Source organism: Rhizobium sp. BK602 (assembly GCF_014195095.1).
Classification (GTDB): domain Bacteria; phylum Pseudomonadota; class Alphaproteobacteria; order Rhizobiales; family Rhizobiaceae; genus Rhizobium.
The window spans coordinates 41,849-64,254 of record NZ_JACIBC010000002.1 but is presented as its reverse complement, the minus strand read 5'-3'; the positions used below and the strand labels follow the sequence as shown (position 1 = coordinate 64,254).

At 62.6% G+C, this 22,406-nt stretch carries 27 protein-coding genes, 1 tRNA gene and 1 riboswitch; of the genes, 13 read left to right on the top strand and 15 right to left on the bottom strand.

Annotation, left to right across the window (positions count from 1 at the left end):
* The first annotated feature begins 318 nt into the window (after positions 1 to 318).
* Positions 319 to 507, top strand: a complete 189-nt coding sequence (locus FHX11_RS05740) for a DUF2735 domain-containing protein (RefSeq protein ID WP_184355975.1) — start codon at positions 319 to 321, stop codon at positions 505 to 507.
* A 14-nt stretch (positions 508 to 521) separates the two neighbouring features.
* On the opposite strand, the gene FHX11_RS05735 is transcribed toward FHX11_RS05740, so the two are convergent.
* Positions 522 to 1,157 (bottom strand): YitT family protein, encoded by a 636-nt coding sequence (locus FHX11_RS05735; protein ID WP_184355973.1) that lies wholly within the window; start codon positions 1,155 to 1,157, stop codon positions 522 to 524.
* 103 nt (positions 1,158 to 1,260) lie between these two features.
* On the bottom strand, positions 1,261 to 2,205 hold the full coding sequence (locus FHX11_RS05730; RefSeq protein ID WP_184355972.1) for a methyltransferase domain-containing protein: 945 nt from the start codon (positions 2,203 to 2,205) through the stop codon (positions 1,261 to 1,263).
* Between the two features lie 169 nt (positions 2,206 to 2,374).
* On the opposite strand from FHX11_RS05730, the gene FHX11_RS05725 reads away from it, so the two are divergent.
* The 3 genes from FHX11_RS05725 (at position 2,375) to FHX11_RS05715 (ending at position 4,617) form a co-directional block, all read left to right on the top strand.
* Complete coding sequence (locus FHX11_RS05725) at positions 2,375 to 2,641, top strand: DUF6460 domain-containing protein (protein WP_184355970.1); 267 nt, start codon at positions 2,375 to 2,377, stop codon at positions 2,639 to 2,641.
* 1 nt (position 2,642) lies between these two features.
* Entirely contained in the window at positions 2,643 to 3,146 is a 504-nt protein-coding gene (locus tag FHX11_RS05720; protein WP_184355968.1) for a CAP domain-containing protein, read from the top strand.
* Between the two features lie 121 nt (positions 3,147 to 3,267).
* Positions 3,268 to 4,617 carry an MATE family efflux transporter gene (locus FHX11_RS05715; protein ID WP_184355966.1) on the top strand — a complete coding sequence of 450 codons (1,350 nt, stop codon included), beginning with the start codon at positions 3,268 to 3,270 and terminating at the stop codon, positions 4,615 to 4,617.
* Here FHX11_RS05715 and FHX11_RS05710 read toward each other — a convergent pair.
* Together FHX11_RS05710 and FHX11_RS05705 are read right to left on the bottom strand one after the other, a co-directional pair.
* Positions 4,593 to 5,681, bottom strand: coding sequence for a quinone-dependent dihydroorotate dehydrogenase (locus FHX11_RS05710; RefSeq protein ID WP_184355964.1), 1,089 nt, complete (start codon positions 5,679 to 5,681; stop codon positions 4,593 to 4,595). The genes FHX11_RS05715 and FHX11_RS05710 overlap by 25 nt on opposite strands.
* Positions 5,678 to 6,034, bottom strand: a complete 357-nt coding sequence (locus tag FHX11_RS05705) for a DUF952 domain-containing protein (RefSeq protein ID WP_184355961.1) — start codon at positions 6,032 to 6,034, stop codon at positions 5,678 to 5,680. The genes FHX11_RS05710 and FHX11_RS05705 overlap by 4 nt, the downstream gene beginning before the upstream one ends.
* A gap of 104 nt (positions 6,035 to 6,138) precedes the next feature.
* Between FHX11_RS05705 and FHX11_RS05700 the strand changes: the two genes are divergently transcribed.
* The 4 genes from FHX11_RS05700 to FHX11_RS05685 all read left to right on the top strand — a co-directional run bounded on the left by FHX11_RS05700 (position 6,139) and on the right by FHX11_RS05685 (position 8,538).
* On the top strand, positions 6,139 to 6,570 hold the full coding sequence (locus FHX11_RS05700; RefSeq protein ID WP_184355959.1) for a hypothetical protein: 432 nt from the start codon (positions 6,139 to 6,141) through the stop codon (positions 6,568 to 6,570).
* A 131-nt stretch (positions 6,571 to 6,701) separates the two neighbouring features.
* Positions 6,702 to 7,367: a helix-turn-helix transcriptional regulator gene (locus tag FHX11_RS05695; RefSeq protein WP_184355958.1), complete on the top strand. Its 666-nt coding sequence runs from the start codon at positions 6,702 to 6,704 to the stop codon at positions 7,365 to 7,367.
* Positions 7,368 to 7,382: 15 nt separating this feature from the next.
* The gene (locus FHX11_RS05690) at positions 7,383 to 8,042 is read left to right on the top strand and encodes a thermonuclease family protein (protein ID WP_246780907.1); all 660 of its coding nucleotides are present in this window, start codon (positions 7,383 to 7,385) and stop codon (positions 8,040 to 8,042) included.
* An 82-nt stretch (positions 8,043 to 8,124) separates the two neighbouring features.
* Positions 8,125 to 8,538 carry a tellurite resistance TerB family protein gene (locus FHX11_RS05685; RefSeq protein ID WP_184355956.1) on the top strand — a complete coding sequence of 138 codons (414 nt, stop codon included), beginning with the start codon at positions 8,125 to 8,127 and terminating at the stop codon, positions 8,536 to 8,538.
* A 7-nt stretch (positions 8,539 to 8,545) separates the two neighbouring features.
* Here FHX11_RS05685 and FHX11_RS05680 read toward each other — a convergent pair whose 3' ends face one another.
* Both FHX11_RS05680 and FHX11_RS05675 read right to left on the bottom strand, forming a co-directional pair.
* Positions 8,546 to 9,343, bottom strand: coding sequence for a transporter substrate-binding domain-containing protein (locus tag FHX11_RS05680; RefSeq protein ID WP_246780936.1), 798 nt, complete (start codon positions 9,341 to 9,343; stop codon positions 8,546 to 8,548).
* A gap of 208 nt (positions 9,344 to 9,551) precedes the next feature.
* Entirely contained in the window at positions 9,552 to 10,139 is a 588-nt protein-coding gene (locus FHX11_RS05675; protein WP_184355953.1) for an acyltransferase, read from the bottom strand.
* Positions 10,140 to 10,386: 247 nt separating this feature from the next.
* Here FHX11_RS05675 and FHX11_RS05670 point away from each other — a divergent pair, with 247 nt between their 5' ends.
* Together FHX11_RS05670 and FHX11_RS05665 are read left to right on the top strand one after the other, a co-directional pair.
* Positions 10,387 to 10,620, top strand: coding sequence for a BrnT family toxin (locus FHX11_RS05670; RefSeq protein ID WP_184355951.1), 234 nt, complete (start codon positions 10,387 to 10,389; stop codon positions 10,618 to 10,620).
* 21 nt (positions 10,621 to 10,641) lie between these two features.
* Positions 10,642 to 10,953 carry a BrnA antitoxin family protein gene (locus FHX11_RS05665; protein ID WP_184355949.1) on the top strand — a complete coding sequence of 104 codons (312 nt, stop codon included), beginning with the start codon at positions 10,642 to 10,644 and terminating at the stop codon, positions 10,951 to 10,953.
* Between the two features lie 17 nt (positions 10,954 to 10,970).
* Here FHX11_RS05665 and FHX11_RS05660 read toward each other — a convergent pair.
* Together FHX11_RS05660 and FHX11_RS05655 are read right to left on the bottom strand one after the other, a co-directional pair.
* Positions 10,971 to 11,044 (bottom strand) — tRNA-Gly (locus FHX11_RS05660).
* Between the two features lie 58 nt (positions 11,045 to 11,102).
* Complete coding sequence (locus tag FHX11_RS05655) at positions 11,103 to 12,197, bottom strand: 2'-deoxycytidine 5'-triphosphate deaminase (RefSeq protein ID WP_184355947.1); 1,095 nt, start codon at positions 12,195 to 12,197, stop codon at positions 11,103 to 11,105.
* A 69-nt stretch (positions 12,198 to 12,266) separates the two neighbouring features.
* A riboswitch (SAM riboswitch) is annotated at positions 12,267 to 12,345 on the top strand.
* Positions 12,346 to 12,388: 43 nt separating this feature from the next.
* Here FHX11_RS05655 and FHX11_RS05650 point away from each other — a divergent pair.
* Both FHX11_RS05650 and apaG read left to right on the top strand, forming a co-directional pair.
* Complete coding sequence (locus tag FHX11_RS05650; RefSeq protein ID WP_184355945.1) at positions 12,389 to 13,573, top strand: O-succinylhomoserine sulfhydrylase; 1,185 nt, start codon at positions 12,389 to 12,391, stop codon at positions 13,571 to 13,573.
* A gap of 323 nt (positions 13,574 to 13,896) precedes the next feature.
* On the top strand, positions 13,897 to 14,289 hold the full coding sequence (gene apaG / locus FHX11_RS05645) for a Co2+/Mg2+ efflux protein ApaG (protein ID WP_184355943.1): 393 nt from the start codon (positions 13,897 to 13,899) through the stop codon (positions 14,287 to 14,289).
* A 6-nt stretch (positions 14,290 to 14,295) separates the two neighbouring features.
* Here the strand turns inward: apaG and FHX11_RS05640 are convergent, their stop codons facing one another.
* From FHX11_RS05640 to FHX11_RS05630, 3 genes are all read right to left on the bottom strand, one after another.
* Positions 14,296 to 15,285 (bottom strand): Hsp33 family molecular chaperone, encoded by a 990-nt coding sequence (locus tag FHX11_RS05640; RefSeq protein WP_184355941.1) that lies wholly within the window; start codon positions 15,283 to 15,285, stop codon positions 14,296 to 14,298.
* 157 nt (positions 15,286 to 15,442) lie between these two features.
* On the bottom strand, positions 15,443 to 16,360 hold the full coding sequence (argF, locus tag FHX11_RS05635) for an ornithine carbamoyltransferase (RefSeq protein ID WP_184355939.1): 918 nt from the start codon (positions 16,358 to 16,360) through the stop codon (positions 15,443 to 15,445).
* A 72-nt stretch (positions 16,361 to 16,432) separates the two neighbouring features.
* A complete protein-coding gene (locus tag FHX11_RS05630; protein WP_184355937.1) occupies positions 16,433 to 17,632 on the bottom strand; it encodes an aspartate aminotransferase family protein in 1,200 nt (399 codons plus the stop codon).
* 425 nt (positions 17,633 to 18,057) lie between these two features.
* Here FHX11_RS05630 and FHX11_RS05625 point away from each other — a divergent pair, with 425 nt between their 5' ends.
* Positions 18,058 to 18,594 (top strand): GcrA family cell cycle regulator, encoded by a 537-nt coding sequence (locus FHX11_RS05625; protein WP_184355935.1) that lies wholly within the window; start codon positions 18,058 to 18,060, stop codon positions 18,592 to 18,594.
* Between the two features lie 189 nt (positions 18,595 to 18,783).
* Here the strand turns inward: FHX11_RS05625 and phoB are convergent, their stop codons facing one another.
* The 4 genes from phoB to pstA are packed head-to-tail and all read right to left on the bottom strand — an operon-like array spanning position 18,784 to position 22,393.
* On the bottom strand, positions 18,784 to 19,467 hold the full coding sequence (gene phoB / locus FHX11_RS05620; RefSeq protein WP_184355933.1) for a phosphate regulon transcriptional regulator PhoB: 684 nt from the start codon (positions 19,465 to 19,467) through the stop codon (positions 18,784 to 18,786).
* Positions 19,468 to 19,499: 32 nt separating this feature from the next.
* The gene (gene phoU, locus FHX11_RS05615) at positions 19,500 to 20,213 is read right to left on the bottom strand and encodes a phosphate signaling complex protein PhoU (protein WP_184355931.1); all 714 of its coding nucleotides are present in this window, start codon (positions 20,211 to 20,213) and stop codon (positions 19,500 to 19,502) included.
* Between the two features lie 51 nt (positions 20,214 to 20,264).
* Positions 20,265 to 21,080, bottom strand: a complete 816-nt coding sequence (gene pstB, locus FHX11_RS05610) for a phosphate ABC transporter ATP-binding protein PstB (protein ID WP_184355928.1) — start codon at positions 21,078 to 21,080, stop codon at positions 20,265 to 20,267.
* 14 nt (positions 21,081 to 21,094) lie between these two features.
* Positions 21,095 to 22,393: a phosphate ABC transporter permease PstA gene (gene pstA / locus FHX11_RS05605; protein WP_246780935.1), complete on the bottom strand. Its 1,299-nt coding sequence runs from the start codon at positions 22,391 to 22,393 to the stop codon at positions 21,095 to 21,097.
* Positions 22,394 to 22,406 lie beyond the last annotated feature (13 nt).

Below are 22,406 nucleotides of genomic sequence, written 5' to 3'. Positions count from 1 at the left end.
CGGCAAAAAACTGTAAAACTGCCCGGTGCCGCGACGGTTTCCGGCGGCTAAACCTTGGATTCTTTTCAGATCGCGCCAAATCGGATGTGGATTGGCGACAGAGGTGGTCAAGTTGTCGCAGTGCGGCAGAATCGAAGCAGCGCAACAAATGGGCAATCGGAGGCACGACCGGACAGGCCATCGACATGAAAATTGCCTATAATTTCGACGTTTAGCATTTTTTTTGAGCAAGACTCTCAAAAACGGCCTTCGGCTCTGCTATATTCAATTCGTCTCTTGAAGCGCGCCCGCTTCAAACCAACAAGGGAGAGACGGAGAATGGCGATCAGTCCGCAGCATGAAACGGCAAAGATCTATCAGTTTCCCATCAAGGCCCGCCCGACGGCCCTGAACCCGCGCAAGGTCAACCTTGAGCCGGACATCGGCCCGAGCATCGCCGCTGCCGCCTTTGACAGCTGGTATCACGAGGCCGCGATCGCGGACTCCGACCAGAGCCGCAAACAATAATAGGATATGCGCGCTCAGAGCGCGATGTAGCGATCCGACCGGTGGTTGATCGCGAGGAAGAGATTGAGCGCCAGCGCGCCGATCACGGAGCAGATGACCACGAAGGGCGTGGTCACCGCGAAGGCGACCGCGAGCACGCACAGGTCCACTGCAAGCTGGACGAGCCCGGCACGTATCCCGAACCGTTCCTGCAGATAGATGCCCAATATGCCGACGCCGCCCAGGCTGGCGCGGTGGCGATAGAGCGCGAGCAAGCCGAAACCGAGCAGAATGCCGCCAAGCAGCGCCGACCAGACGGCGTTGATATGCGCGATTTCAAACAATCGCGGCTGCAGGTTGGTCAGAAGCGAGGTCAGCGCGATGGCAATGAAGGTCTTGACGGTGAAGACGGGACCGAGCTGCTTCCATGACAGATAGAAGAAGGGCAGATTGACCAGGAAAAAGGCCAGGCCGAAATTCACGCCGATGGCGTAATGCAGCAGAAAGGCGACGCCGGCCGTGCTGCCGGTCAACAGGCCCGCGCTCGACAGGCAGAAGAGCCCGAGCGATGCAATCAGACTGCCGGACAATATGCCCTGAATATCCTCGACCAACGAATGCCGCGTGGCCGCGGTATTCCAGACGCCGAAAGCGCTCTTCAGCTTCGCCATGTAGTTTCCCTTTTTGCCGGGAATTCTGCGGAAAGCGGGGACGACAATCAAGCGGAATATGTAAGCAGTGCTGACCTATTGCAAATTCGCAAGAATCGATCGGTCAGGCGGATTTTCGTGTAACGAACAGAATGCCATGCACCGGTTTTCCGCCATCCATGCGAATGATGCTGCGGGAGAGATCGCGGACGGTGAAGCCGTGCGCGCCCAGAACGGCCCGCACATAGGCTTCCGAATGGGCGAACCGCAGCGATTCCCGCAGCACATAGCCTTCCGCGTCCCCCGCATCCTCGACCGAAAAGGCGAAGACGGCGCCGTCGGCCGCCAGCGCCGCGACGATCGTCAATACGCCGTCGAGATCGCCGAGATACATCAGCACGTCGGCGGCGGTAATGAGATCGGCGCGTCCCGCCGCAAGTCCCGCCTCGAAGATACCCGACTGCGGCGGTGCGAGCGACAGGTCGGCCTGGCCGAGGTGATCGTAGACGCCCTTCTCCGCCGCCTTGGCGAGCATGCCTTTCGACAGATCGAACCCTTCCAGCCGGTCGACCCTGTCGCGGATTTCCGGGCCGAGCAGGCCGGTGCCGCAGCCGAGATCGACGGCGAGGCGGAAATGGGTGGGGATATCGGCGGCCTGCGCGATCAGGACGGCAAGCTTCTGCGGCACGCTATAGCCGAGTTTTTCGACCAGCGACGTTTCGAACCGCTCGGCATAATCGTCGAACAGCCGCTCCACATAGCGGCTCGGCGGCCGATCGGGCATCTCGGCGCCTCCGAGAACCGCAAGCTTCAGCCGCGCGCCGAAGACATCGCCTTCATCGAGCGCCAGCACCTCGTTCAGCGCCGCGACGGCGCCCGGCACATCTCCCGCCTTTTCGCGATAGGCGGCAAGACTGAACCAGCCGGCCGCCCAGGACGGCACCAGCTCCAGCGCCTGTTCCATCAGCTCGGCGGCGCTCGCCGGCTCGCCGCTTTCGGCAAGCATCTTCGCATAGTCGGCGCGGCGGTCGGCAATGACGTCGCCGGAGGAAAGCTGGCTCGGCAGCATGATCAGGGTCCTGTTTTGATCTTCGCCCTTTGGACGCGGCCACAAAAAAACTCAAGTCCTATTTCAGGCAGGCGGCTGTTTCAGATGGCCCTTGGGGCAAAGGCGCTTGCGAGTCACCGCGCGCCGCCTTATCTCAAGACCGCTCGACAGGCATTATGGAGACGACAGCATGTCCGATCAGGTGAACAAGTTCCTCGGCGACTCGCCCGGCCGCACGCTGGTGAAGCTTATCATCGTGTCGCTGATCGTCGGCTTCACGATGAAGTTCTTCGGCTGGCGTCCGCTCGACTTCCTGTATGGTGTCCGCCGCTTCCTGCTGGATCTCTGGCACAGCGGCTTTGCAGCACTCGGCGAGTTCGGCGATTATCTGGTGCTTGGCGCCACCATCGTCATCCCGCTCTTCATCCTCCTGCGTCTCTTCAATTACCGCCGCTGATATGAATTCCCAGACACTGCCCTGCACGCGCCGCGATGCGCTGCGCCTCGCCGCCCTTGCGCTCGCCGCATCCGTCGCAAGCTGCGCCACGCCGCCAAGCCGCGTTTCCAACATTCCGGCCAGCGACCAGACGGCATCTGCTTTGCCTCTCGTCAATGCGCTGCGCGCCAAGAACGGCTTGCCGCCGCTGAGGATCGACACCGCCGCCAGCACCGCGGCCGTCTACCAGGCCCGGCGCATGGCCGATGCCGGCAAGATGGAGCACCTGATCGGCATCGGCGACGACTTCGGCAAGCGCGTCAAGTCAAGCGGCGTCAAGCTGCCGGCCGCCGAGAACATCGCCGAGGGACAGAAGAGCGTCGACGCCGCGGTGACCGCCTGGATCAACTCTCCGAAGCATTTGCACAACATGCTCGGGAAATATGACGGGCTTGGCGTCGCTCTTGCCTATGCCCCCTCTTCCGGCGGCAAGCCATATTGGTCCATGGTGCTCTCCTCGAACTAAAGCGCGTCGCGATCTTTCAGATTCGCTCCGCGCGCTTCAGATCTTTGATTTTACGCATGTCGTGGCCGCAAAACCGCTGCGCAGTTTTGCGCGACATGCTCTAGGGAAAGACCGACCGCGGATGGATCAACGAGAGCATGGCGGCAACGTTCTGCCCTTTGACGTGACGCACCGGCTGGTGCTGTCGATCGCCCTTCCGATGACGCTCGGCTTCATGACGACGCCACTGCTCGGCATTGTCGGCACGGCCGTCGTCGGGCATCTCGGCCAGCCGGATGCGCTGGCGGGCCTGGCGATCGGCGCCATGCTCTTCGATCTCCTCTTCGCCAGCTTCAATTTCCTGCGCGCCTCGACCACCGGCCTCACGGCGCAAGCCTTCGGCCGTCGCGACCGGCATGAGCAGCAGGCGGTTTTCTGGCGAGCGCTCTTGTCCGCGCTCGCATGCGGCATCCTGATCGTCCTGCTGTCGCCCCTCCTCCTCTGGCTCGGGATCAAGCTGATGGGGCCGGGAGGCGGCGTCGCCGAGGCGACACGCACCTATTTCTCGATCCGCATGCTGTCCGGCCCAATGGCGCTCGCCAACTATGCCATTCTCGGCTTCGTGCTCGGGCGCGGCCAGGGCCGCATCGGCCTGTTGCTGCAAACGGTGATCAACGGCGTCAACATCCTCCTCGCCCTTATGCTCGGCCTCTGGCTCGGCTGGGGCGTGGCCGGCGTCGCCTGGGGCACGCTGATCGGCGAAGCCGCCGGCATGCTCACCGGCCTTGCCATCGTGCTCAAAGGCTTCTCCGGCGAGCCACGCCCCAGCCGAGCCGAGCTGCTGTCGCCCGCCAAGCTCAGGCAGCTCTTCGCGCTCAACCGCGACATCCTCATCCGCACTTTCGTGCTGCTCGGCGCCTTCACCCTGATGACCCGCATCGGCAACAGCTTCGGCGCGGTCACGCTTGCCGCCAATGCGGTGGTGATGAACTTCTTCCTGCTGTCGGCCTATTATCTCGATGGGCTGGCCAATGCCGCCGAGCAGATCACCGGGCGCTCGATCGGCGCCAACTATCGTCCGGCCTTCGAGCGTGGGCTGAAGCTGGCCAGCCTCTGGTCCTTCGGGCTGGCGCTGGCCACCACGCTCTTCTTCCTGGTGGCGGGCCCGGCGCTGATCCGGCTGCTGACGACCTCGCAAGAGGTTCGCGCCGCTGCCGGGAGCTACCTGCCCTGGGCCGCCGTCTCCGGACTGGCGGGCGTCCTCGCCTTCCTGATGGACGGCGTGTTCATCGGCGCCACCTGGTCGGCAGCGATGCGCAACCGCATGCTGCTGTCCTTCGCCGGCTATCTGGTCGCGCTTGCGATCCTCGTGCCGACGCTCAGCAATCACGGCCTGTGGATGGCGATGAACGCCTTCCTGCTCTTCCGCGGCCTTTTCCTGCTCATCGGCCTGAAGAAACGCGTCGATCAGACGTTCCGGTCGGCCCAGTAATCCAGCCTGGCGTCGCGCAGCGCGCGGATCGAGGCGACGCGCTCGCGGTCGAGCAGCGTCGACAGGCCGGCGACGATGCGGCCGGGCAGGCCCGGCCCCTCATAGACCATGCAGGAATAGAGCTGCACCAGATCGGCGCCGGCCTTGATCTTCTCCAGCGCCGTTTCCGCCGAGGAAACGCCGCCGACGCCGATGATCGGCAGGACGGCGCCGACGCGGCGGCGCATCTTGGCAAGGACGGCGGTCGACTTCTCGAAGACCGGTTTGCCCGAGAGGCCGCCGGCCTCCTTCGCCTGCGCCTGATCCTTCAGGCCGTCACGCGAAAGCGTGGTGTTGGAAACGATCAGCCCGTCGAGCGCATGCGCCAGCACCTCGGCGGCGATGTCGTCCATGCCCTCTTCGGTCAGATCCGGCGCGATCTTCAGGAAGACCGGGATCTTCTTGCCGGCCTTCGCCGCCTCTTCGTCGCGCGCGGCAAGCACGGCCGACAGCAGCGCCGAGAGGCTTTCGCGCGCCTGCAGGTCGCGCAGGCCCGGCGTGTTGGGCGAAGAGATATTGGCGGTGAAATAGCGCGCCACGGAATAAAAGCGGCGGATGCCGACAACATAATCGCCAATGCGATCTTCGCTGTCCTTGTTGGCACCGATATTGACGCCGATGATGCCGCTGCCGCGCACCGCCTGCAGACGCCGCAGAGCCGCCTCATGGCCTTCATTGTTGAAACCGAGGCGGTTGATGACGCCCTCGTCCTCGATGAGGCGGAAGATGCGCGGGCGCGGATTGCCGGGCTGGGCCTTCGGCGTCACCGTGCCGATCTCGGTAAAGCCGAAACCGAGCTTCAGCAGTGCCTCCGGCACCTCGGCATTCTTGTCGTAGCCGGCCGCCATGCCGATCGGATTGGCGAAATCGAGCCCGGCGACCGTCTGGCGCAGGCGGGGATCGTTGCTGGTGCGGCAGGCCGGGACAAGGCCGGACTTCAAAGCGGCAATCGACATGCCATGGGCCGTTTCCGGATCGAACATAAAGAGGCCGCGCCGGCCGAGGTCACGGAAAGCGCCGATCATTCCGGCATCTCCGGAAAGACATGCGCGCCGTCGGGGCCGAGCGGCAGCGGCTTGGCCCAGAGCACGGCCGAGAGCGAAAGCGGCGCATAGAGATGCGGGAAGAGCTCGCCGCCGCGTGACGGCTCGAACACGAGCTTGTCGCCGAGCGCATCGCCGTCGATCGCCACCAGCAGCAGGCCATCCTGCCCGGCAAAATACCGCGCCGCCGTCTCTTTCGATTGCCGCGCCGTCGACAGGTGGATGAAATTGTCGGTCAGATCGATCGAGGCGCCATGAAAAACGCCGCTTTGTCTGGCCTGCTGCCAGAGCGCATCCGGCACGATCTTGTAAACCACTGGCATCGCGGTCATCATCCCCGTGTAAACATGTCCTGATAGGGCTTTGACGAAAACCGCCGCCGATGTCCACGGTTTCCGTGGCGGATTCAGGGTTTTGACGCAGAAATCCGGAGGATGGCATGACACAGGAAATCGGAATCGGTCTCGCGGCGATGCTTTTGCCCGCCGCTCTTCTTCTCGCGGTGCCCGCCAAGGCAGTCGAGCCGGATGCGGCGCGCTTCCAGCTCGAGCGCAGCGGCGATCATTTCATCCGCCTCGACAAGCAGACGGGCGCCATGTCGATCTGCCAGGATCAGAACGGCAATCTGGTCTGCCGCATGGCCGCCGACGAGCGCTCCGCCTATGACGACGAGCTGGACCGCCTGTCCGACCGCGTTTCCAAGCTGGAAAAGGCCGTGGCCGCCAATGGCGGATCGAGCCTGCCCAGCGATGCAGAGGTCGACCGCACACTCGGGATCATGCAGAAATTCATGCGCGGCTTCATGGGGCTGGCCAAGGAGTTCCAGAACGAGGAGCAGCCTGACAGCAAGGCGCAGCCGCAGAAAACCTGAAGCCTGCGGACCGAAAGCAAGGGGATAAAGGACCGTATTCCTAGGCTGCCCTTTACTCGAAAATGGGCCTCGGCTAACCTTTCCCTTAAAGGTCAACGCCGGATATCCGGCATTCCGAACGCTGAGCGGCGATGCTGTCACACGAGCAGATATGGAACGCGATCGACAGGCTTGCCGAGCGGCACGCCTTGACGCCATCCGGCCTCGCCCGCCGCGCCGGTCTCGACCCCACCTCCTTCAACAAATCGAAGCGGCTGAGCCAGGACGGACGGCTGCGCTGGCCTTCGACGGAATCGATCGCCAAGGTGCTGGATGCGACCGGCGCCAGCATGGAACAGTTTCTCAGCTTCCTGCGGCCCCTGACGGGCATCGGCGGCGTCTCCGGTCACGCCTCTTCCCTTTCGAACGGCTCCATCCCGCTGCTCGGTTTCGCACAGGCCGGCGCCGGCGGCTTCTTCGACGATAGTGGTTTTCCAGCCGGCCAGGGCTGGGACATGGTGGAGTTTCCCGCCGCCCCCGGACAGAAGGGTGGCGTCTATGCCCTTGAGGTTCAGGGCGAAAGCATGCTGCCGCTGTATCGCGACGGCGATATCCTGATCGTCGAGCCGGGCGCACAGATCCGGCGCAATGACCGCGTCGTGGTCAAGACCCGCGAGGGCGAGGTCATGGCCAAGGTGCTGCTGCGGCAGAGCGCGAAATCGATCGAGCTGCTGTCGCTCAACCCAGACCATCCCAACCGCAGCTTCGATCTTGCGGATGTGGAATGGATCGCCCGGATTATCTGGGCCAGCCAATAGGAAAGTTTTCTCCCCATGCGTCGTGATATTTGGCTTGCAGCTGTGGCAGGTATGATCGTCGGCTCTTGGCTGACGCTGGGTGCCGCGCAGGCGGAGGAGCCTGCCAAAACCCCGGAAGCAAACGATCCGGCTCAATCTGCTTCCACCCCTACCCCGGTGCAGCAGCCGGCGCCACAGGCCGCACCCGGCGACACGCAGAAAACGGGCGACAGCCCTACGCCCCCCGAGGCGACGAAGCCCGTGGAACTGATACACCCCTTCTCCGATCGCGCCGGCGTGCTGACCATCGGCAACCGGAGCGTACAGCTTTCCGGCATCATCCCCACCGATGTCGGCCGCATGTGCACCGGGTCGGACGGCTCAAGCTGGCCTTGCGGCACGGCGGCGCGCACCGCTTTCCGCATGTATCTGCGCGGCCGTACCGTCGATTGCGACCTGCCGAGCGAGACCTGGCAAGGCACGGTGACGGCAAGCTGCCGCTATGTCCGCGTCGACCTCAGCGAATGGCTGGTGCGTTTCGGCTGGGCCGAGCCGGAACCGGGATCTCCGCTGGCCGCCGTCGCGGAACAGGCCAAGCAGCAGAAGCGCGGCATCTATGGCGACGATCCGCGCAAGGGCCACAAATCAACGCTGGCGCCGGCGCCAGCCAAGGAAGATCCGCTCAATCCGATCTGACGTCACGCTTCCGCCACCAGCTCTTGTCATGAAAGACATCCATTTCTAATCTGCCGACAGTTTCAAAGGATATTGTTTCGACATGAATAAGCCGCTTTCCGCCCAAGAGGCCCTGATCTACGTCATGGTCATCGCGTCCGCCGTCGACCGGACGATGAACGACCGGGAACTCGGCCGGATCGGCGAGCTGATCCATGCGCTGCCGGTCTTCAAGGGCTTTGACGACGAGCGCCTGATCTCCGTGTCGCGCGACTGCGCAAAGCTACTGGCGCGCGATGAAGGCCTCGACATCGTGCTGGAAACCGTGCGCGACACCCTGCCGGCAAAGCTCTACGACACGGCCTATGCGCTTGCCGTCGAGGTTGCGTCCGCCGATCTTTCGGTCAAGGCAGAGGAGCTGCGGCTGCTGAGCCTCTTGCGCGACCGTCTCGGCCTCGACAAGCTCACCTGCGCCGCCATCGAGCGCAGCGCCATCGCCCGCTATCGCAAGGGCTGAAACGGGCTCAATAGAGCCCGTAGGGGAAATAGCGCAGATAGATTTCCTGCAGCCGGCCGTCGCGCGACAGGGTGGCGAGCGCATGGTTGATGGCGGCCGTCAGGTCGCCGTCCTGCTGACGGAGCATGATGGTCAGGCCTTCGCCAAGGAATTGCTGCGAGAGATAGGGACCATCGAACAGCGCGCAGCATTTTTCAGCCGACGGCGACGAAACCCAGAAGGACAATTGCAAGCCGTCTGCAAAGGCGGCATCGACCTTGCCATCCTTGACGGCCGCCAGCAGCGCGTCCTTGTCGTCGAAGGTCGAGGGCTTGAGCGCCGGGAAGAAGGCTGACAGCATCGCCTCATGCGCCGTGCCCTTGACCACGCCGACGGAATGACCGGCAAGGGCCGCCGCCGTCCGGCCGTCGATCGGCGCCTTGAGATTGCGCACGAAGCGAGCAGGCAGGATCAGAAAGGGGCGCGAGAAGGCGAAACGCTTGCGCAGCTCCGGCGTCACCGCGACGCCGGCGATCACCGCATCGCCCTGGGAGGCCGAAAGTGCGCCCTGCAACTCCTCGAAGGGCAGCGCCTGGATCTGGCATTTGTCGGATATGCCGAGCTCGTCGCAGATCGCGCGGACGAGATCGACATGGAAGCCGGCAAGCTTGCCGTTCTGATCGACGAAATTGAAGGGCGGGAAATCGACCGAGGTCAGGAAGCGCAGCCTGACCAGCGAGGACAGATCGGGCTTGGGCAGGCGTTCGCGCGCATCGAAGAGGATGGGGAGATTGGAGGCCGGCGCATCCTGCGCGGCGACCGGCATGGCGAAGGACAGTGCAATCACCGCCGCTGCCGCGATGGACCTGCCTCCGGATATCAGCGACGAAAGGCAAAGGCGCATGAGGATGGTCGGGCCTCCGGTCGGATGTTCTCTGCTTCTGGTGTCTCAACCGATGTAACAGAGTCACGCCGAAGGGGGAATATCACGTCATGCAACGGACAAGGATAGTCCTCAGCCGCGATCGTCGCGGCTAACGGTCAAGCGTCCGCTTGGAGCCGGGAAGCAATTCGAGTTTTGCGGGCTTAAGCTTGCTCTTCTCCCCTCGCCGCTTGATCAGCCTTGCGGGGGAGCCGACATAGACGCCATAGGGCTCGGTCCTGCCCTTGACGACGGCATTCGCGCCGATGACGCAGCCCTTGGCGATATGGGAGCCGCCGAGGATCTTCGCGCCGGCGCCGATCCAGACATCGTCCTCGATGACGACCGGCTTCATGGTGACGCCCTGCAGGCGGATCGGCTGGGTGACATCGTCGAAATTGTGATCGAAGGAGACCACCATGGCATGAGCGGCGATGCGCACATCATTGCCGATGGTGATGCCGCCGCGCCCGAGCAGGACGGCATAGTCGTTCAGCGAGACATGATTGCCGAGATCGATGCTGCCGCGCTGCGCGTCGATGACGGCGCCCTTGCGGATATAGGCACGTTCGCCGATGGTGACGCGGCCATCCTTCCAAAGGATCGTCGTGCCGCGCCGCACCTTGGTATGGCGGGATATCCGCAGCATGCCGCGCGTGAAGATGGCCTTCAACCTGTAAAGTGATGCAAAGTTCGGCATGTCATCCGTTCCGATTGGGAACGACCTTCTGTCACGATTGTCTGGCAGCAACCTGAACGAAGGAAGGTTTTATTGAGGCGGCATCCGATCGCCGCAGTGGGGTGCTTTACATCATCGTCGTGAGTCCGAACAGCGATGCCGCGCTACACAAGGGTCTGATGTGGGAGTTTCCGTTCCTCTCACAGTAACCTTTTTGTATATACGGAAACCATAGACGAGCCCCTAGTTTTCGTATATACAAAATTGAATGAAAATCACTTGGGACGAGCCGAAAAGAATAGCTAACTTGGAGAAGCACGGTCTCGACTTTGCCGCATTATCTCTCGAGTTTTTCCTGAATTCCGTTGTGATTCAGGCGAAGAAGAATCGCTTCCAAGCTATCGGCAAGATGCAAGACGACACGATTTCAGTGATCTTCTGCACCCTTGGTTCGGAAGGTATTTCCGTCATTTCCATGCGGCGTGCCAGTAGTAACCAGTAGTAAAGAGAGGAGCCTGCTCTGATGGTTGTCAAATTTGAACGCCCGCGTTCCTTCAAGGAAGGCCGAGGTTATACGAAGCAGGATTGGGACGAGGTTTCCGACAATCCCCCGGTCACGGAAGAAGCGTTGAGAAAGGCCAAGCCGTTTACCGAAGCGTTCCCCGAACTCACCGAGGAAATCCGCAGGAATCTGGGCGGGCGTCCGAAATCAGAAAATCCCAAGCTTGCCGTCAGTATCCGCCTCGACCGTGATGTCATCGAAGCTTTCAAGGCAAACGGTGAGGGCTGGCAAAGCCGGATAAACGAAGCTCTACGCAAGGCTGCAGGTCTATAACGACAAAATGAAAAAGCTGGAGCGGGTGAAGGGAATCGAACCCTCGTATTCAGCTTGGGAAGCTGCTGCTCTACCATTGAGCTACACCCGCCTGACACCCTGAGATGTCCAACAGTTGCCGGCCTCTGTCAAGGCCGGCTGAAGACCAATCACAGCCGGAAATGCTTCGACAGCTTCAGGCCCTGCGCCTGATAGTTCGAGCCGAGGCCGGAGCCGTAGAGGCTGCTTGGCTGTTCCAGCATGTGTTCGTAGACGAGGCGGCCGACGATCTGGCCGTCTTCGAGGATGAAGGGAACTTCGTGGCTGCGCACTTCCAGCACCGCGCGGCTGCCGCGGCCGCCGGCCGGCGCATGGCCGAAGCCGGGGTCGAAGAAGCCGGCATAATGAACCCGGAATTCGCCCACCAGCGGATCGAAGGGCGTCATCTCGGCCGCATAATGCGGCGGCACATGCACGGCCTCGCGCGACACGAGGATGTAGAATTCATCCGGGTCGAGGATCAGTTCGGTGCGGCCGCGGCTATAGAGCGGTTCCCAGAAATCGAAGATATCGTGCTGCGCCTTCTTGTCGACATCGACGACGGCGGTGTGATGCTTGCCGCGATAACCGATCAGGCCTTCCTTGTCGCCGGCGAGATCGATCGACAGTGCAATGCCGCCGCCGGTGATGTTCGGCTTCTTGCTGGCAACCAGCGTTTCGGTCTCGTGCAGCGCCAGAAGTTCCGGCTCGGTGAGCAGAGCCTGGCCGACGCGGAAGCGGATCTGCGACAGGCGCGAGCCGCGACGCACGACGATCGGGAAGGTGCGCGGGCTGATCTCGAGATAGAGCGGACCGGAATAGCCGGCGGGGATCTTGTCGAATTCCTGTGCCCGGTCGGTGATGACGCGGGTGAAGATATCGAGGCGGCCGGTCGAGCTTTTCGGATTGGCTGAGGCCGACATGTCCTCAGGCAGGTCGAGCCGCTCCATCAAGGGCACGATGTAGACGCAGCCGGTTTCCAGCACCGCGCCTTCGGAAAGATCGACCACATGCAGCTTCAGCCGGTCAAGCTTGTCGGCGACCAGATGTGACGGACCGGGCATGAAGCTGGCGCGGACGCGGAAGGCATGCGAGCCGAGTCTCAGGTCAAGGCTCGCCGGCTGGATCTGATCGACGTCCAGTTCCCGTTCGCTCGTCAGCCGTCCGGCTTCGAAAAGCGCTGCAATGGCGCGATCGGCCAAAATCCCAGTATTGCGAGCCATCATGCCTCCATAATTCGTGGCAGACAAAACCAAACTCGGGGAATTGACGCAAGCCGTCAACAGCAGTATTGCAACTTATCCCGTGGTGATTTGGCCGGTCGGCTTGCAGCCACGTTAAACAAGTGGCTAAAAAGACCGGGGTTGAACCGGTCTGCTTTCGCGACCGGTTTTTTTGTTTTGAAAGTGGTGATGGCATGAGCAAGACTTGGCGCCCCGCAACCCAGCTCGTACACAACGGAACGCTGCGCTCGCAATTCGGCGAGACCTCCGAAGCAATCTATCTGACCCAGGGCTTCGTCTACGACACGTCGGAAGCCGCGGAAGCGCGCTTCAAGGGCGAGACCGACGGTTTCATCTATGCTCGCTACGGCAGCCCCACCAATGACATGTTCGAAAAGCGCATGTGCGCGCTGGAAGGCGCCGAAGAAGCCCGCGCCACCGCTTCGGGCATGGCTGCCGTCTCCGCCGCCATCCTCTGCCAGCTGAAGGCCGGCGACCATATCGTCGCGGCCCGCGCCCTGTTCGGCTCCTGCCGCTGGGTGGTCGAGACGCTGGCGCCGAAATACGGCATCGAATGCACGCTGGTCGACGGCCGCTTCGCCGAGAACTGGGAAAAGGCGATCCGGCCGAACACCAAGGTGTTCTTCCTGGAAAGCCCGACCAACCCGACGCTGGAAGTGGTCGATATCGCCGCCGTCGCCAGGCTCGCCAACCAGATCGGCGCCAAGGTCGTGGTCGACAACGTCTTCGCCACGCCGCTGTTCCAGAAGCCGCTGGAACTCGGTGCCCATATCGTCGTCTATTCCGCCACCAAGCATATCGACGGCCAGGGCCGCTCGCTCGGCGGCGTCATCCTGTCCGACAAGCAATGGGTCGACGAGAACCTGCAGGATTACTATCGCCACACCGGCCCGGCCATGTCGCCCTTTACCGCCTGGACTTTGCTGAAGGGCATCGAGACCTTGCCGCTGCGCGTCGCGCAGCAGACGGCGAACGCCGCCAAGATCGCCGACTTCCTCGCCGAGCAGAACAAGGTCGCCCGCGTGATCTATCCCGGCCGCAAGGACCATCCACAGGCCGATATCATCGCCAAGCAGATGAGCGGCGGCTCGACGCTGGTAGCCTTTGAACTGAAGGGCGGCAAGGAAGCCGCCTTCAAGCTGCAGAACGCGCTGGAGATCGTGAAAATCTCCAACAACCTCGGTGACTCGAAGAGCCTGATCACCCATCCGGCCACCACCACGCACAAGAACCTCACCGACGAAGCCCGTGCCGAACTCGGCATTTCGCCGGGCACCGTGCGCTTCTCCGCCGGTATCGAGGACGGCGACGATCTGGTCGAGGATTTCGCCCGCGCCTTGGCTCAGGTCTCGGCCTAAGCCTCTCATTGGAACCCGCCCGAATATCGTTCGGGCGGGTTTGCGCAACGAGGATGCAGTCCCCCTCCCATACTTCCGGTGTGCGCCGGCTAATCTTCGATTTCAGCCTTAATATCTGAAAAACAGGCAGAATTACTCCATTATAGCCATTTTCATCGATCCGTTCCTTGACGGAGCAGACTGCTTATAGGATACCGCTAGATGTCCTGCTTTCGTGGGATCATAGAAAGCGGATCAGATGCCCTAGACTTAAAATGCTGGAGCGCCCTGTGTACGTTTGATCGAACGCATGACGTTCCGGATTGGTGACCAAGGTGTCAGGCATGTATCGCGCTCTAACACGGGATATCGAAGTCGTTGTCGAACCCTTCTATCTGGAGGAGCAATCCGATCCGGAGGATGACCGTTATGTCTGGGGTTATCGCATCGTCATTTCCAATCACTCGACAGTCTCCGTCCGGCTGGTGACACGCTATTGGCATATCACCGATCAGAACGGGCTGGTGGATGAAGTGACTGGACCGGGCGTCGTCGGCGAACAGCCGCGGCTCAGACCCGGCGATACCTACGAATACTCGTCAGGCTGCCCGCTCGACACGCCGTCGGGCATGATGTTCGGCCATTACCAGATGGAAACGGACGACGGAGAGCTCTTTCACGTCAAGATCCCCGCCTTCTCGCTGGATACGCCCAATCTCTTGCGGACGCTGAACTGAGCCCGATCAGGCTTCCGTCACCTCGGCCACCTCGAAACGGTAAGTGGTCGAGCAGAATTCGCAGGTGACGGCAATTTCGCCATTCTCCTCGCTTGCCTCGATCTCCTCGGCGGAGAAGCCCTGCAACACACCCTTCAGCTTGTCGCGCGAACAGGAGCAGCGATCGAAGACCGCCTGCGGCTCGTAGACGCGTACGCCGCGCTCATGGAACAGGCGGAACAGCAGACGCTCGGTGCCGACCTGCGGATCGGTCAGCTCGTCGGCATCGATCGTTTCCACCAGCGTGCGGGCCTCCGCCCAGGCATCATCCTCGGCATGTTCGCGCAGGCTGGTGTCGCCGTCGCCGCCATGAAGGTCCGGCTGGCGCATGCGCTCCGGTGCTTCCGGCAGGAACTGCGCGATGAGACCGCCCGCCCGCCAGCGATGGCGCGGCTTGCCGGCCTCGTCACGGTCGAACAGTTCGGCGGCGCCCAGACGAACGCGGGTCGGGATCTGTTCCGACTGGCGGAAGTAGGTGCCCGCGATCTCTTCGAGCGAGGCGCCGTCGAGCGCCACGATGCCCTGATAGGGCTGACTGAAACGACCCTGATCGATGGTAAAGGCGAGCACGCCCTTGCCGAGCAGCTGTTCCGGCTCGGTTTGGCCGGCGGCCACGGCCTTCGCCAACGCCTCTTCATCGAAGCGGGCATAGGCGCGGACATTTTCCGGGGTCGAGAAATCGGCGACGAGAAGATCGACAGGACCGTCGCCCTTCGTCTGTACGGTGAACTTGCCGTCGAACTTCAGCGAGGTGCCGAGCAGCACCGTCAGCACCACGGCCTCGGCCAGAAGCCGGGCAACCGGGGCCGGATAATTATGCCGGGCAAGAATTGCGTCCAGCATCGGCCCGAGCTGCACGGCGCGGCCGCGCACGTCCAGACCCTCGACCTGGAAAGGAACGACATGATCGTCGCCGGCAAAATCGAATTGACCCAGCGAGGCTGCACTTTCCGCCATTGCTTTACTCCTGGAGCATGACGCCGAAAAGTGAGAGCGGTTTTCGGGCGACGTCATGCTCTATTTCTTTGATTCTAGACCGGATTCAGGTCTTAGGTCGCTTCGACCTAAGACCATCCGGCTCTAGGGCCCGCGCCGTCAGACGCGGTTCATATCCTCAGATCGCGCCCAGGCACCAAGCAAGAATCGACTTTTGCGCATGAAGACGGTTTTCCGCCTCATCGAAAACAACGGATTGCGGACCATCGATCACGTCGTCCGTCACTTCCTCCCCGCGATGGGCGGGCAGGCAATGCATGAACAAAGCGTCCTTGCCGGCCTGTGCCATCAAAGCCGCGTTGACCTGATAGGGCTGGAAGACGTTGTGACCGCGGGCCCGGTGTTCCTGATTCATGGAAACCCAGGTATCGGTTACCACGCAATCGGCGCCGGCGACCGCACGGTCGGCATCATGCGAGAGCATGATTTCGGCGCCCTCGTTGCGGGCCCAGTTCAGATAGTGATCCTTCGGCTCGGAACCAAGGGGTACGGCCATATTCATGCGATAGCCGAAACGGGCGGCGCCTTCGACCAGCGAATGCAGCACGTTGTTGCCGTCGCCGGTCCAGGCGATGGTCTTGCCCTTGATCGGGCCACGATGCTCCTCGAAGGTCATGATATCGGCCATGATCTGGCAGGGATGCGTGTCGTCGGTCAGCGCGTTGATGACCGGCACGGTCGCATGTTCGGCGAGCTCCAGCAGGCGCGAATGCTCGGTCGTGCGGATCATGATCGCGTCGACATAGCGCGACAGCACCTTGGCGGTATCACCGATCGTCTCGGCGCGGCCGAGTTGCATTTCCGTGCCCGACAGGAACAGCGTCTCGCCGCCGAGCTGGCGCATGCCGACATCGAAGGAGACGCGCGTGCGGGTGGACGGCTTCTCGAAGATCATCGCCAGCATCTTGCCGGCAAGCGGCTTGTCGGCGGTGCCCGCCTTCAGCGCCTTCTTTCGTACGATCGCATCGTCGATGATGCTGCGCAGATCGGCGGCCGCGACGGCCGAGAGATCGAGGAAGTGTTTCGGAGAAGCCATGTCCCTACCTGTACTCTAGAAAACAACAACGCCCGCGCGGGGCAAAAACGCCCCAATCAACGGGCGCTGGATTTAGGCCGACTTTTTGACGCGAGCCGCACGCACGCTTTCGGCGGCGCGTTCGATGCGGGCAAGCCCCTCGCGTGCTTCCTCGGCGGTCACCACCAGCGGCGGCAGCAAACGGATGACGTTGTCGCCGGCCGGCACGCCCAGCAGATGCTCGGCGCGGATCGCCTGCAGCAACTCCGCCTGCGGAACGGCAGCCTTGATGCCGAGCATCAGCCCCTCGCCGCGGATATCCTCGATAATATCGGGGAAACGATCCTTGAGCGAGGCGAGACCCTGGCGGAACACCAGCGCGACATCGCGCACATGCTGCAGGAAGCCTTCGGCCAGCACGACATCCAGCACGGCATTGCCGACGGCCATGGCGAGCGGATTGCCGCCATAGGTCGACCCGTGCGTGCCGGCCTTCATGCCCGAAGCGGCCTCCGCCGTCGCAAGGCAGGCACCCAGCGGAAAGCCGCCGCCGATACCTTTGGCCACGGCCATGATATCGGGCGTGACGCCGGACCATTCATAGGCAAAGAGCTTGCCGGTACGGCCGACGCCGCACTGGACCTCGTCGAGGATCAGCAGCAGACCATGCTCGTCGCAGATCTGGCGCAGGCCACGCAGAAACTCGTTGGTCGCGGCCCGGATGCCGCCCTCGCCCTGCACCGGCTCGATCAGGATCGCGGCCGTGGCATCGGTGATGACGGCGCGCACCGCGTCGAGATCGCCGAAGGGCACCTGGTCGAAGCCCGGCGCCTTGGGGCCGAAGCCTTCGAGATACTTTTCCTGGCCACCGGCGGCGATCGTCGCGATGGTACGGCCGTGGAAGGCGCCCTCGAAGGTGATGATATGGTAGCGCTCGGGATGGCCCTTGGCGAACTGATAGCGCCGCGCCGTCTTGATCGCGCATTCCAGCGCCTCTGCGCCGGAATTGGTGAAGAACACCTTGTCGGCGAAGGTGACTTCCGTCAGCCGCTTCGACAACTTCTCCTGGCCCGGCACTTCATAGAGGTTCGACAGATGCCAGACCTTGTCGGCCTGCGCCTTCAATTCCGAGACCAGATGGGGATGCGCGTGGCCGAGCGAATTCACCGCGACGCCGGCGGCGAAATCGAGATAGCGCTCGCCGGTTTCCGTGATCAGCCATACGCCCTCGCCTCGCTCAAACCGCAGCGGGGCACGCATATAGGTGTCGTAAAGCGGCGCGGTTTCAGCCATGGCCTATTCTCCCTGATCACAACCTTTAGGGCCAAGCGCTTCCCTCCAAGGAAACGGGCCCGGAAAAATCAAAAATGCCGCCTTGCGGCGGCCTGGGCACTATTGATGTTTTGCACCGCGATGTCAACAAAACTGGCGCTTTAGCAGGTGCGAAACAGCGCTTCGGAACGAACGGGACATGCGTGATCGTTCATATGGCATAAATGCCACGCCGCCACAGCAAGTTGGGGAAAACCTCGAAATCGATTCCTCAGGATTCCCGCGACTCTTGTCACGGAGTCAGCCTCACACTAGGTTAAAAAGCAATTGCTAGACTGCATGCGGCGGAACTAGTCACCACAATTTTAGAGCGTTTCGCGCCTCGACCAAATGCGGGGCAATGGTGAAGGATTCTGCCATCGGAAACGCGACAGCGGAGACAGGGCATGAATTGGACAGACGAACGCGTCGAGAAGCTGAAGAAGCTGTGGTCCGAAGGTTTGAGCGCCAGCCAGATCGCGGCACAGCTCGGTGGCGTCAGCCGTAACGCCGTTATCGGCAAGGTGCATCGCTTGAGCCTTCCGGGCCGGGCAAAGGCCGGCGGCACGGCGACGGCTGCCCGAGCGCCGAAGCGCAGCACCTCGGCGCCGCGTGCGCCGAACTACGCCTCGCGCGTCGCTACCCGCACGATCACCCGCCAGCAGGGTGCGACGATGCTCAAGGAAGAGATCGAGGTCGATGCCGTCAACGAGATCGAATATCGTCCGGCCGCCAATGTGGTCGTTCCGATCTCGCGTCGCCTCGGCTTGACGGAGCTCACCGAGCGCACCTGCAAGTGGCCGGTCGGCGACCCGCTGAAGGATGATTTCCATTTCTGCGGCAACGACAGCCCGGATGCCTCGCCCTATTGCGGCTACCATCAGCGGCTGGCCTATCAGCCGGTGCACGAGCGGCGCCGGGCGGCGCCGCAGTCGCGCGGCTGACCTGCCTATCATCGAGACAAAAGAAACGGGCCGAAAGGCCCGTTTTCTGTTTCCGCCGCTATGGTGGAAGCCTGAGCGGTTTCCCGCTTAAAGCGCATCGCGATCTTTCAGATCCGCGTCTCGCGCTTCAAATCTTTGACCTGCGCATGTCGTGGTCGCAAAACCGCATACACGTTTGCGCGACATGCTTCAGGCTTCCATGGAATAGCCCGCGCCGCGAACGGTGCGGATGACATCCTGCATATTGGAGAAGTTCAGCGCCTTGCGCAGGCGGCCGACATGGACGTCGACGGTGCGTTCGTCGACATAGATATCATGCCCCCATACGCCGTCGAGCAGTTGCGAGCGCGAGAAGACGCGGCCGGGCGACGACATCAGGAATTCCAGCAGGCGGAATTCGGTCGGACCCAGACGCACTTCGCGGCTCTTGCGGTGAACGCGATGGGTTTCGCGGTCGAGCTCGATATCGCCGCAACGTAGCACCGTGGAGAGAACCTCCGGACGGGCACGGCGCAGCATCGCCTTGACGCGGGCCATCAGCTCCGGCGTCGAGAACGGCTTGACGACATAGTCGTCCGCGCCGGTGGAAAGGCCGCGCACGCGCTCGCTCTCCTCGCCGCGGGCCGTCAGCATGATGATCGGCAGGCGCTCCGTCTCCGGCCGCATGCGCAGCCGCCGGCAGAGCTCGATGCCGGACACGCCCGGCAGCATCCAGTCGAGGATCAGAAGATCGGGCGTGCGCTCCTGGAGACGCAACTCGGCTTCATCACCCCTGAGGATCGTATCGACCTCGAAGCCCTCGGCCTCGAGATTATAGCGCAGCAAAACGCTGAGCGCTTCCTCGTCTTCTACAACAGCAACTCTCGGAACCATGCGCCTATGGTCTCCTTTTCTTCGCTTCCAGATTATTCCGTCACTGCGCCGACGGTGTTGGCGGTATCGTCTTTCGGGCGCTCGCCTTCGGGCTGGGCGCCGGTCGCCATGTAATAGATCGTCTCGGCGATATTGGTGGCATGGTCGCCGATGCGCTCTATGTTCTTGGCGCAGAAGAGAAGATGCGTGCAGGTGGTGATGTTGCGCGGATCTTCCATCATGTAGGTCAGCATCTCGCGGAAGAGCGAGGTGTACATGGCGTCGATTTCCTCGTCGCGCTCGCGGATCGACACGGCCTTGTCGGGCGAACGGGTCGTGTAGACGTCGAGCACTTCCTTGAGCTGGCTGAGCGCCAGTTCGGACAGATGCTCGATGCCGCGGGCAAGACGGCGGGGAACGCCGTGGCCCTGCACGGCGATGACGCGCTTGGCGGTGTTCTTGCCGAGATCGCCGACGCGCTCCAGATCGGAGGCGATGCGGATCGAACCCATGATCTCGCGCAGGTCGGCCGCCATCGGCTGGCGGCGCGCGATGGTGACGATCGCCTTGTCGCCGACTTCGCGCTCGGCATGGTCGAGGACGACATCGTCGGAGATGACCTTCTGTGCGAGGGCGGCATCGCCATGCACCAGCGCGCGGACGCTGTCGCTGACCATCTGTTCCGCCAGACCGCCCATTTCCGCGATGCGGCGGGTCAGGAACTTCAGGTCTTCGTCATAGGCAGAAAGAATGTGGGTGGAGACCATTTTGCTATCCTCAAGGTGAAACGTGTGAAAGGAGCCGCGCGGGGATCATCATCAACCAAAACGGCCCATGATGTAATCCTGCGTGCGGAAATCGTCGGGATTGGTGAACATCTTATCGGTATCGTTCTCCTCGACCAGATGTCCGAGGTGAAACATTGCGGTGCGCTGCGAGACGCGGGCGGCCTGCTGCATGGAGTGGGTCACGATGACGATCGTGAAGTTTTCCCTGAGCTCGTGAATGAGATCCTCGACCTTGGCGGTGGCGATCGGGTCGAGCGCCGAGCAGGGCTCGTCCATCAGAATGACCTCCGGGCTGACGGCGACGGCGCGGGCGATGCACAGGCGCTGCTGTTGGCCGCCGGACAGGCTGGTGCCGGCCTCCTGCAGCCGGTCCTTCACCTCGCCCCAGAGACCCGCCTTCTGCAGGCTGGTCTCGACGATATGGTCGAGATCGGCCTTGGAGCGATGCAGGCCATGAATGCGCGGGCCATAGGCCACGTTCTCGTAAATCGACTTCGGAAAGGGATTGGGTTTCTGGAACACCATGCCGACGCGGGCGCGAAGCTCGACGACATCGATGATGTTCTCGTAGACATCCTGATCCTCGAGCGTGATCCTGCCGGTGACGCGGCAGGTCTCGATCGTGTCGTTCATGCGGTTGAGGCAACGCAGGAAGGTGGACTTGCCGCATCCCGACGGGCCGATCAGCGCAGTCACCGTATTGGCGCGGATCTTCAGGTTCACGTCGAACAGGGCGCGCTTCTCGCCGTAATGGACGGAGACGTCCTGACCGATCATCTTGTAGGGGATCGTGGTCATCTTCCTGGCCAGTGCCTTTTCGCCCGCTGCTTCCGTCATCATGTTCATTGCAGCATCTCCCCTCACCAGCGCCGCTCGAAGCGACGGCGCAGCAGGATGGCCCCGATGTTCATCGCAACAAGGAAGAAGAGCAGGACGATGATCGCCCCAGAGGTTCGTTCGACGAAGGCGCGCTCGGCTTCGCTCGCCCACATGTAGATCTGCACCGGCAGCGCCGTCGAAGGATCGAGCGGCGAGGACGGATAGTTGGCGACGAAGGCGACCATGCCGATCAACAGCAGCGGCGCGGTCTCGCCGAGCGCATGCGCCAGCCCGAGGATTGTGCCCGTCAGGATGCCGGGCATGGCGAGCGGCAGGACGTGATGGAACACCACCTGCATGCGTGAGGCGCCGAGGCCCAGAGCCGCGCTGCGGATCGACGGCGGCACGGCGCGCAGCGCCGAGCGGGTGGCGATGATGATCATCGGCAGCGTCATCAGGCTGAGCACCAGCCCTCCGACCAGCGAGGCGGAACGCGGCAGACCGACGACGTTGATGAAGACCGAAAGACCGAGCAGACCGTAGACGATCGAGGGTACGGCGGCGAGATTGTTGATATTGACCTCGATCAGATCCGTCAGCCGGTTCTTCGGCGCAAATTCCTCGAGATAGATCGAGGTGGCGACGCCGATGGGCAGTGCCAGCGCCAGCACGGTCAGCATCAGGTAGAACGAACCGATCAGCGCCACCCCGAGACCGGCGGCCTCCGGACGGCTGGAATTGCCCGACAGGAACAGGCCGGTGTTGAACGCCTCGTCGAGGGCGCCGCCATCGCTGAGCTGCTTCATCCAGGCGAGCTGCCGGTCGGAGACCTTGCGGTCCTTTTCAGCCACCGTCAGATCGATCTGCCCCTTGTTGGCGGAGTCGATGTTGGCGCCGGCAAGCAGCGTGACCTTCACCGTCTTCCCGATGATTGCGGGATCGGCCATGACCTTGTCGCGCAGCACGGTGCGAGCGCTGTCCGAGACCATCGCCGTCGCCTCGCGCACCAAGGGCCGGTTGGCGGGGTCGATGCCGAGCATCGCCACCAGGGCGTCGCGGACCAGAAGCGGATAGTTGGCCGCCATCAGCACATTCGGATCGCCGCCGCGCTTGCCAGCGGGATCGATCACCCTCTCGCTGAACTCGATCGGCAGCGTGATCGAGGTCTGTACGAAGGCCGTATAGCCATGCCGCACCACCGAGAAGAGCAGCATGGCGAGAAAGACGAGACCGAAGATGACCGCGGCCATGCCATAGGCGCGGAAACGGCGCTCGGCCGCGTAACGGCGCTTGATGCCGATATCGCGGCGGATCGCGCCAGCCGTCAGGCCACGCGGCATCGGCGGCTTTGCG

Bases quoted from the DNA above. Each gene is read 5' to 3' on its own strand.
- FHX11_RS05710 (WP_184355964.1), bottom strand. From the start codon at position 5,681: ATGATCGGCGCTTTCCGTGACCTCGGCCGGCGCGGCCTCTTTATGTTC.
- FHX11_RS05700 (WP_184355959.1), top strand. From the start codon at position 6,139: ATGACACAGGAAATCGGAATCGGTCTCGCGGCGATGCTTTTGCCCGCC.
- phoU (WP_184355931.1), bottom strand. From the start codon at position 20,213: ATGGTCTCCACCCACATTCTTTCTGCCTATGACGAAGACCTGAAGTTC.
- phoB (WP_184355933.1), bottom strand. From the start codon at position 19,467: ATGGTTCCGAGAGTTGCTGTTGTAGAAGACGAGGAAGCGCTCAGCGTT.
- FHX11_RS05680 (WP_246780936.1), bottom strand. From the start codon at position 9,343: ATGCCGGTCGCCGCGCAGGATGCGCCGGCCTCCAATCTCCCCATCCTC.
- FHX11_RS05725 (WP_184355970.1), top strand. From the start codon at position 2,375: ATGTCCGATCAGGTGAACAAGTTCCTCGGCGACTCGCCCGGCCGCACG.
- pstB (WP_184355928.1), bottom strand. From the start codon at position 21,080: ATGAACATGATGACGGAAGCAGCGGGCGAAAAGGCACTGGCCAGGAAG.
- FHX11_RS05650 (WP_184355945.1), top strand. From the start codon at position 12,389: ATGAGCAAGACTTGGCGCCCCGCAACCCAGCTCGTACACAACGGAACG.
- FHX11_RS05705 (WP_184355961.1), bottom strand. From the start codon at position 6,034: ATGATGACCGCGATGCCAGTGGTTTACAAGATCGTGCCGGATGCGCTC.
- FHX11_RS05625 (WP_184355935.1), top strand. From the start codon at position 18,058: ATGAATTGGACAGACGAACGCGTCGAGAAGCTGAAGAAGCTGTGGTCC.
- FHX11_RS05675 (WP_184355953.1), bottom strand. From the start codon at position 10,139: ATGCCGAACTTTGCATCACTTTACAGGTTGAAGGCCATCTTCACGCGC.
- FHX11_RS05665 (WP_184355949.1), top strand. From the start codon at position 10,642: ATGGTTGTCAAATTTGAACGCCCGCGTTCCTTCAAGGAAGGCCGAGGT.
- apaG (WP_184355943.1), top strand. From the start codon at position 13,897: ATGTATCGCGCTCTAACACGGGATATCGAAGTCGTTGTCGAACCCTTC.
- pstA (WP_246780935.1), bottom strand. From the start codon at position 22,393: ATGCCGCGTGGCCTGACGGCTGGCGCGATCCGCCGCGATATCGGCATC.
- FHX11_RS05695 (WP_184355958.1), top strand. From the start codon at position 6,702: ATGCTGTCACACGAGCAGATATGGAACGCGATCGACAGGCTTGCCGAG.
- FHX11_RS05640 (WP_184355941.1), bottom strand. From the start codon at position 15,285: ATGGCGGAAAGTGCAGCCTCGCTGGGTCAATTCGATTTTGCCGGCGAC.
- FHX11_RS05730 (WP_184355972.1), bottom strand. From the start codon at position 2,205: ATGCTGCCGAGCCAGCTTTCCTCCGGCGACGTCATTGCCGACCGCCGC.
- FHX11_RS05720 (WP_184355968.1), top strand. From the start codon at position 2,643: ATGAATTCCCAGACACTGCCCTGCACGCGCCGCGATGCGCTGCGCCTC.
- argF (WP_184355939.1), bottom strand. From the start codon at position 16,360: ATGGCTTCTCCGAAACACTTCCTCGATCTCTCGGCCGTCGCGGCCGCC.
- FHX11_RS05715 (WP_184355966.1), top strand. From the start codon at position 3,268: ATGGATCAACGAGAGCATGGCGGCAACGTTCTGCCCTTTGACGTGACG.
- FHX11_RS05655 (WP_184355947.1), bottom strand. From the start codon at position 12,197: ATGATGGCTCGCAATACTGGGATTTTGGCCGATCGCGCCATTGCAGCG.
- FHX11_RS05735 (WP_184355973.1), bottom strand. From the start codon at position 1,157: ATGGCGAAGCTGAAGAGCGCTTTCGGCGTCTGGAATACCGCGGCCACG.
- FHX11_RS05740 (WP_184355975.1), top strand. From the start codon at position 319: ATGGCGATCAGTCCGCAGCATGAAACGGCAAAGATCTATCAGTTTCCC.
- FHX11_RS05690 (WP_246780907.1), top strand. From the start codon at position 7,383: ATGCGTCGTGATATTTGGCTTGCAGCTGTGGCAGGTATGATCGTCGGC.
- FHX11_RS05630 (WP_184355937.1), bottom strand. From the start codon at position 17,632: ATGGCTGAAACCGCGCCGCTTTACGACACCTATATGCGTGCCCCGCTG.
- FHX11_RS05685 (WP_184355956.1), top strand. From the start codon at position 8,125: ATGAATAAGCCGCTTTCCGCCCAAGAGGCCCTGATCTACGTCATGGTC.
- FHX11_RS05670 (WP_184355951.1), top strand. From the start codon at position 10,387: ATGAAAATCACTTGGGACGAGCCGAAAAGAATAGCTAACTTGGAGAAG.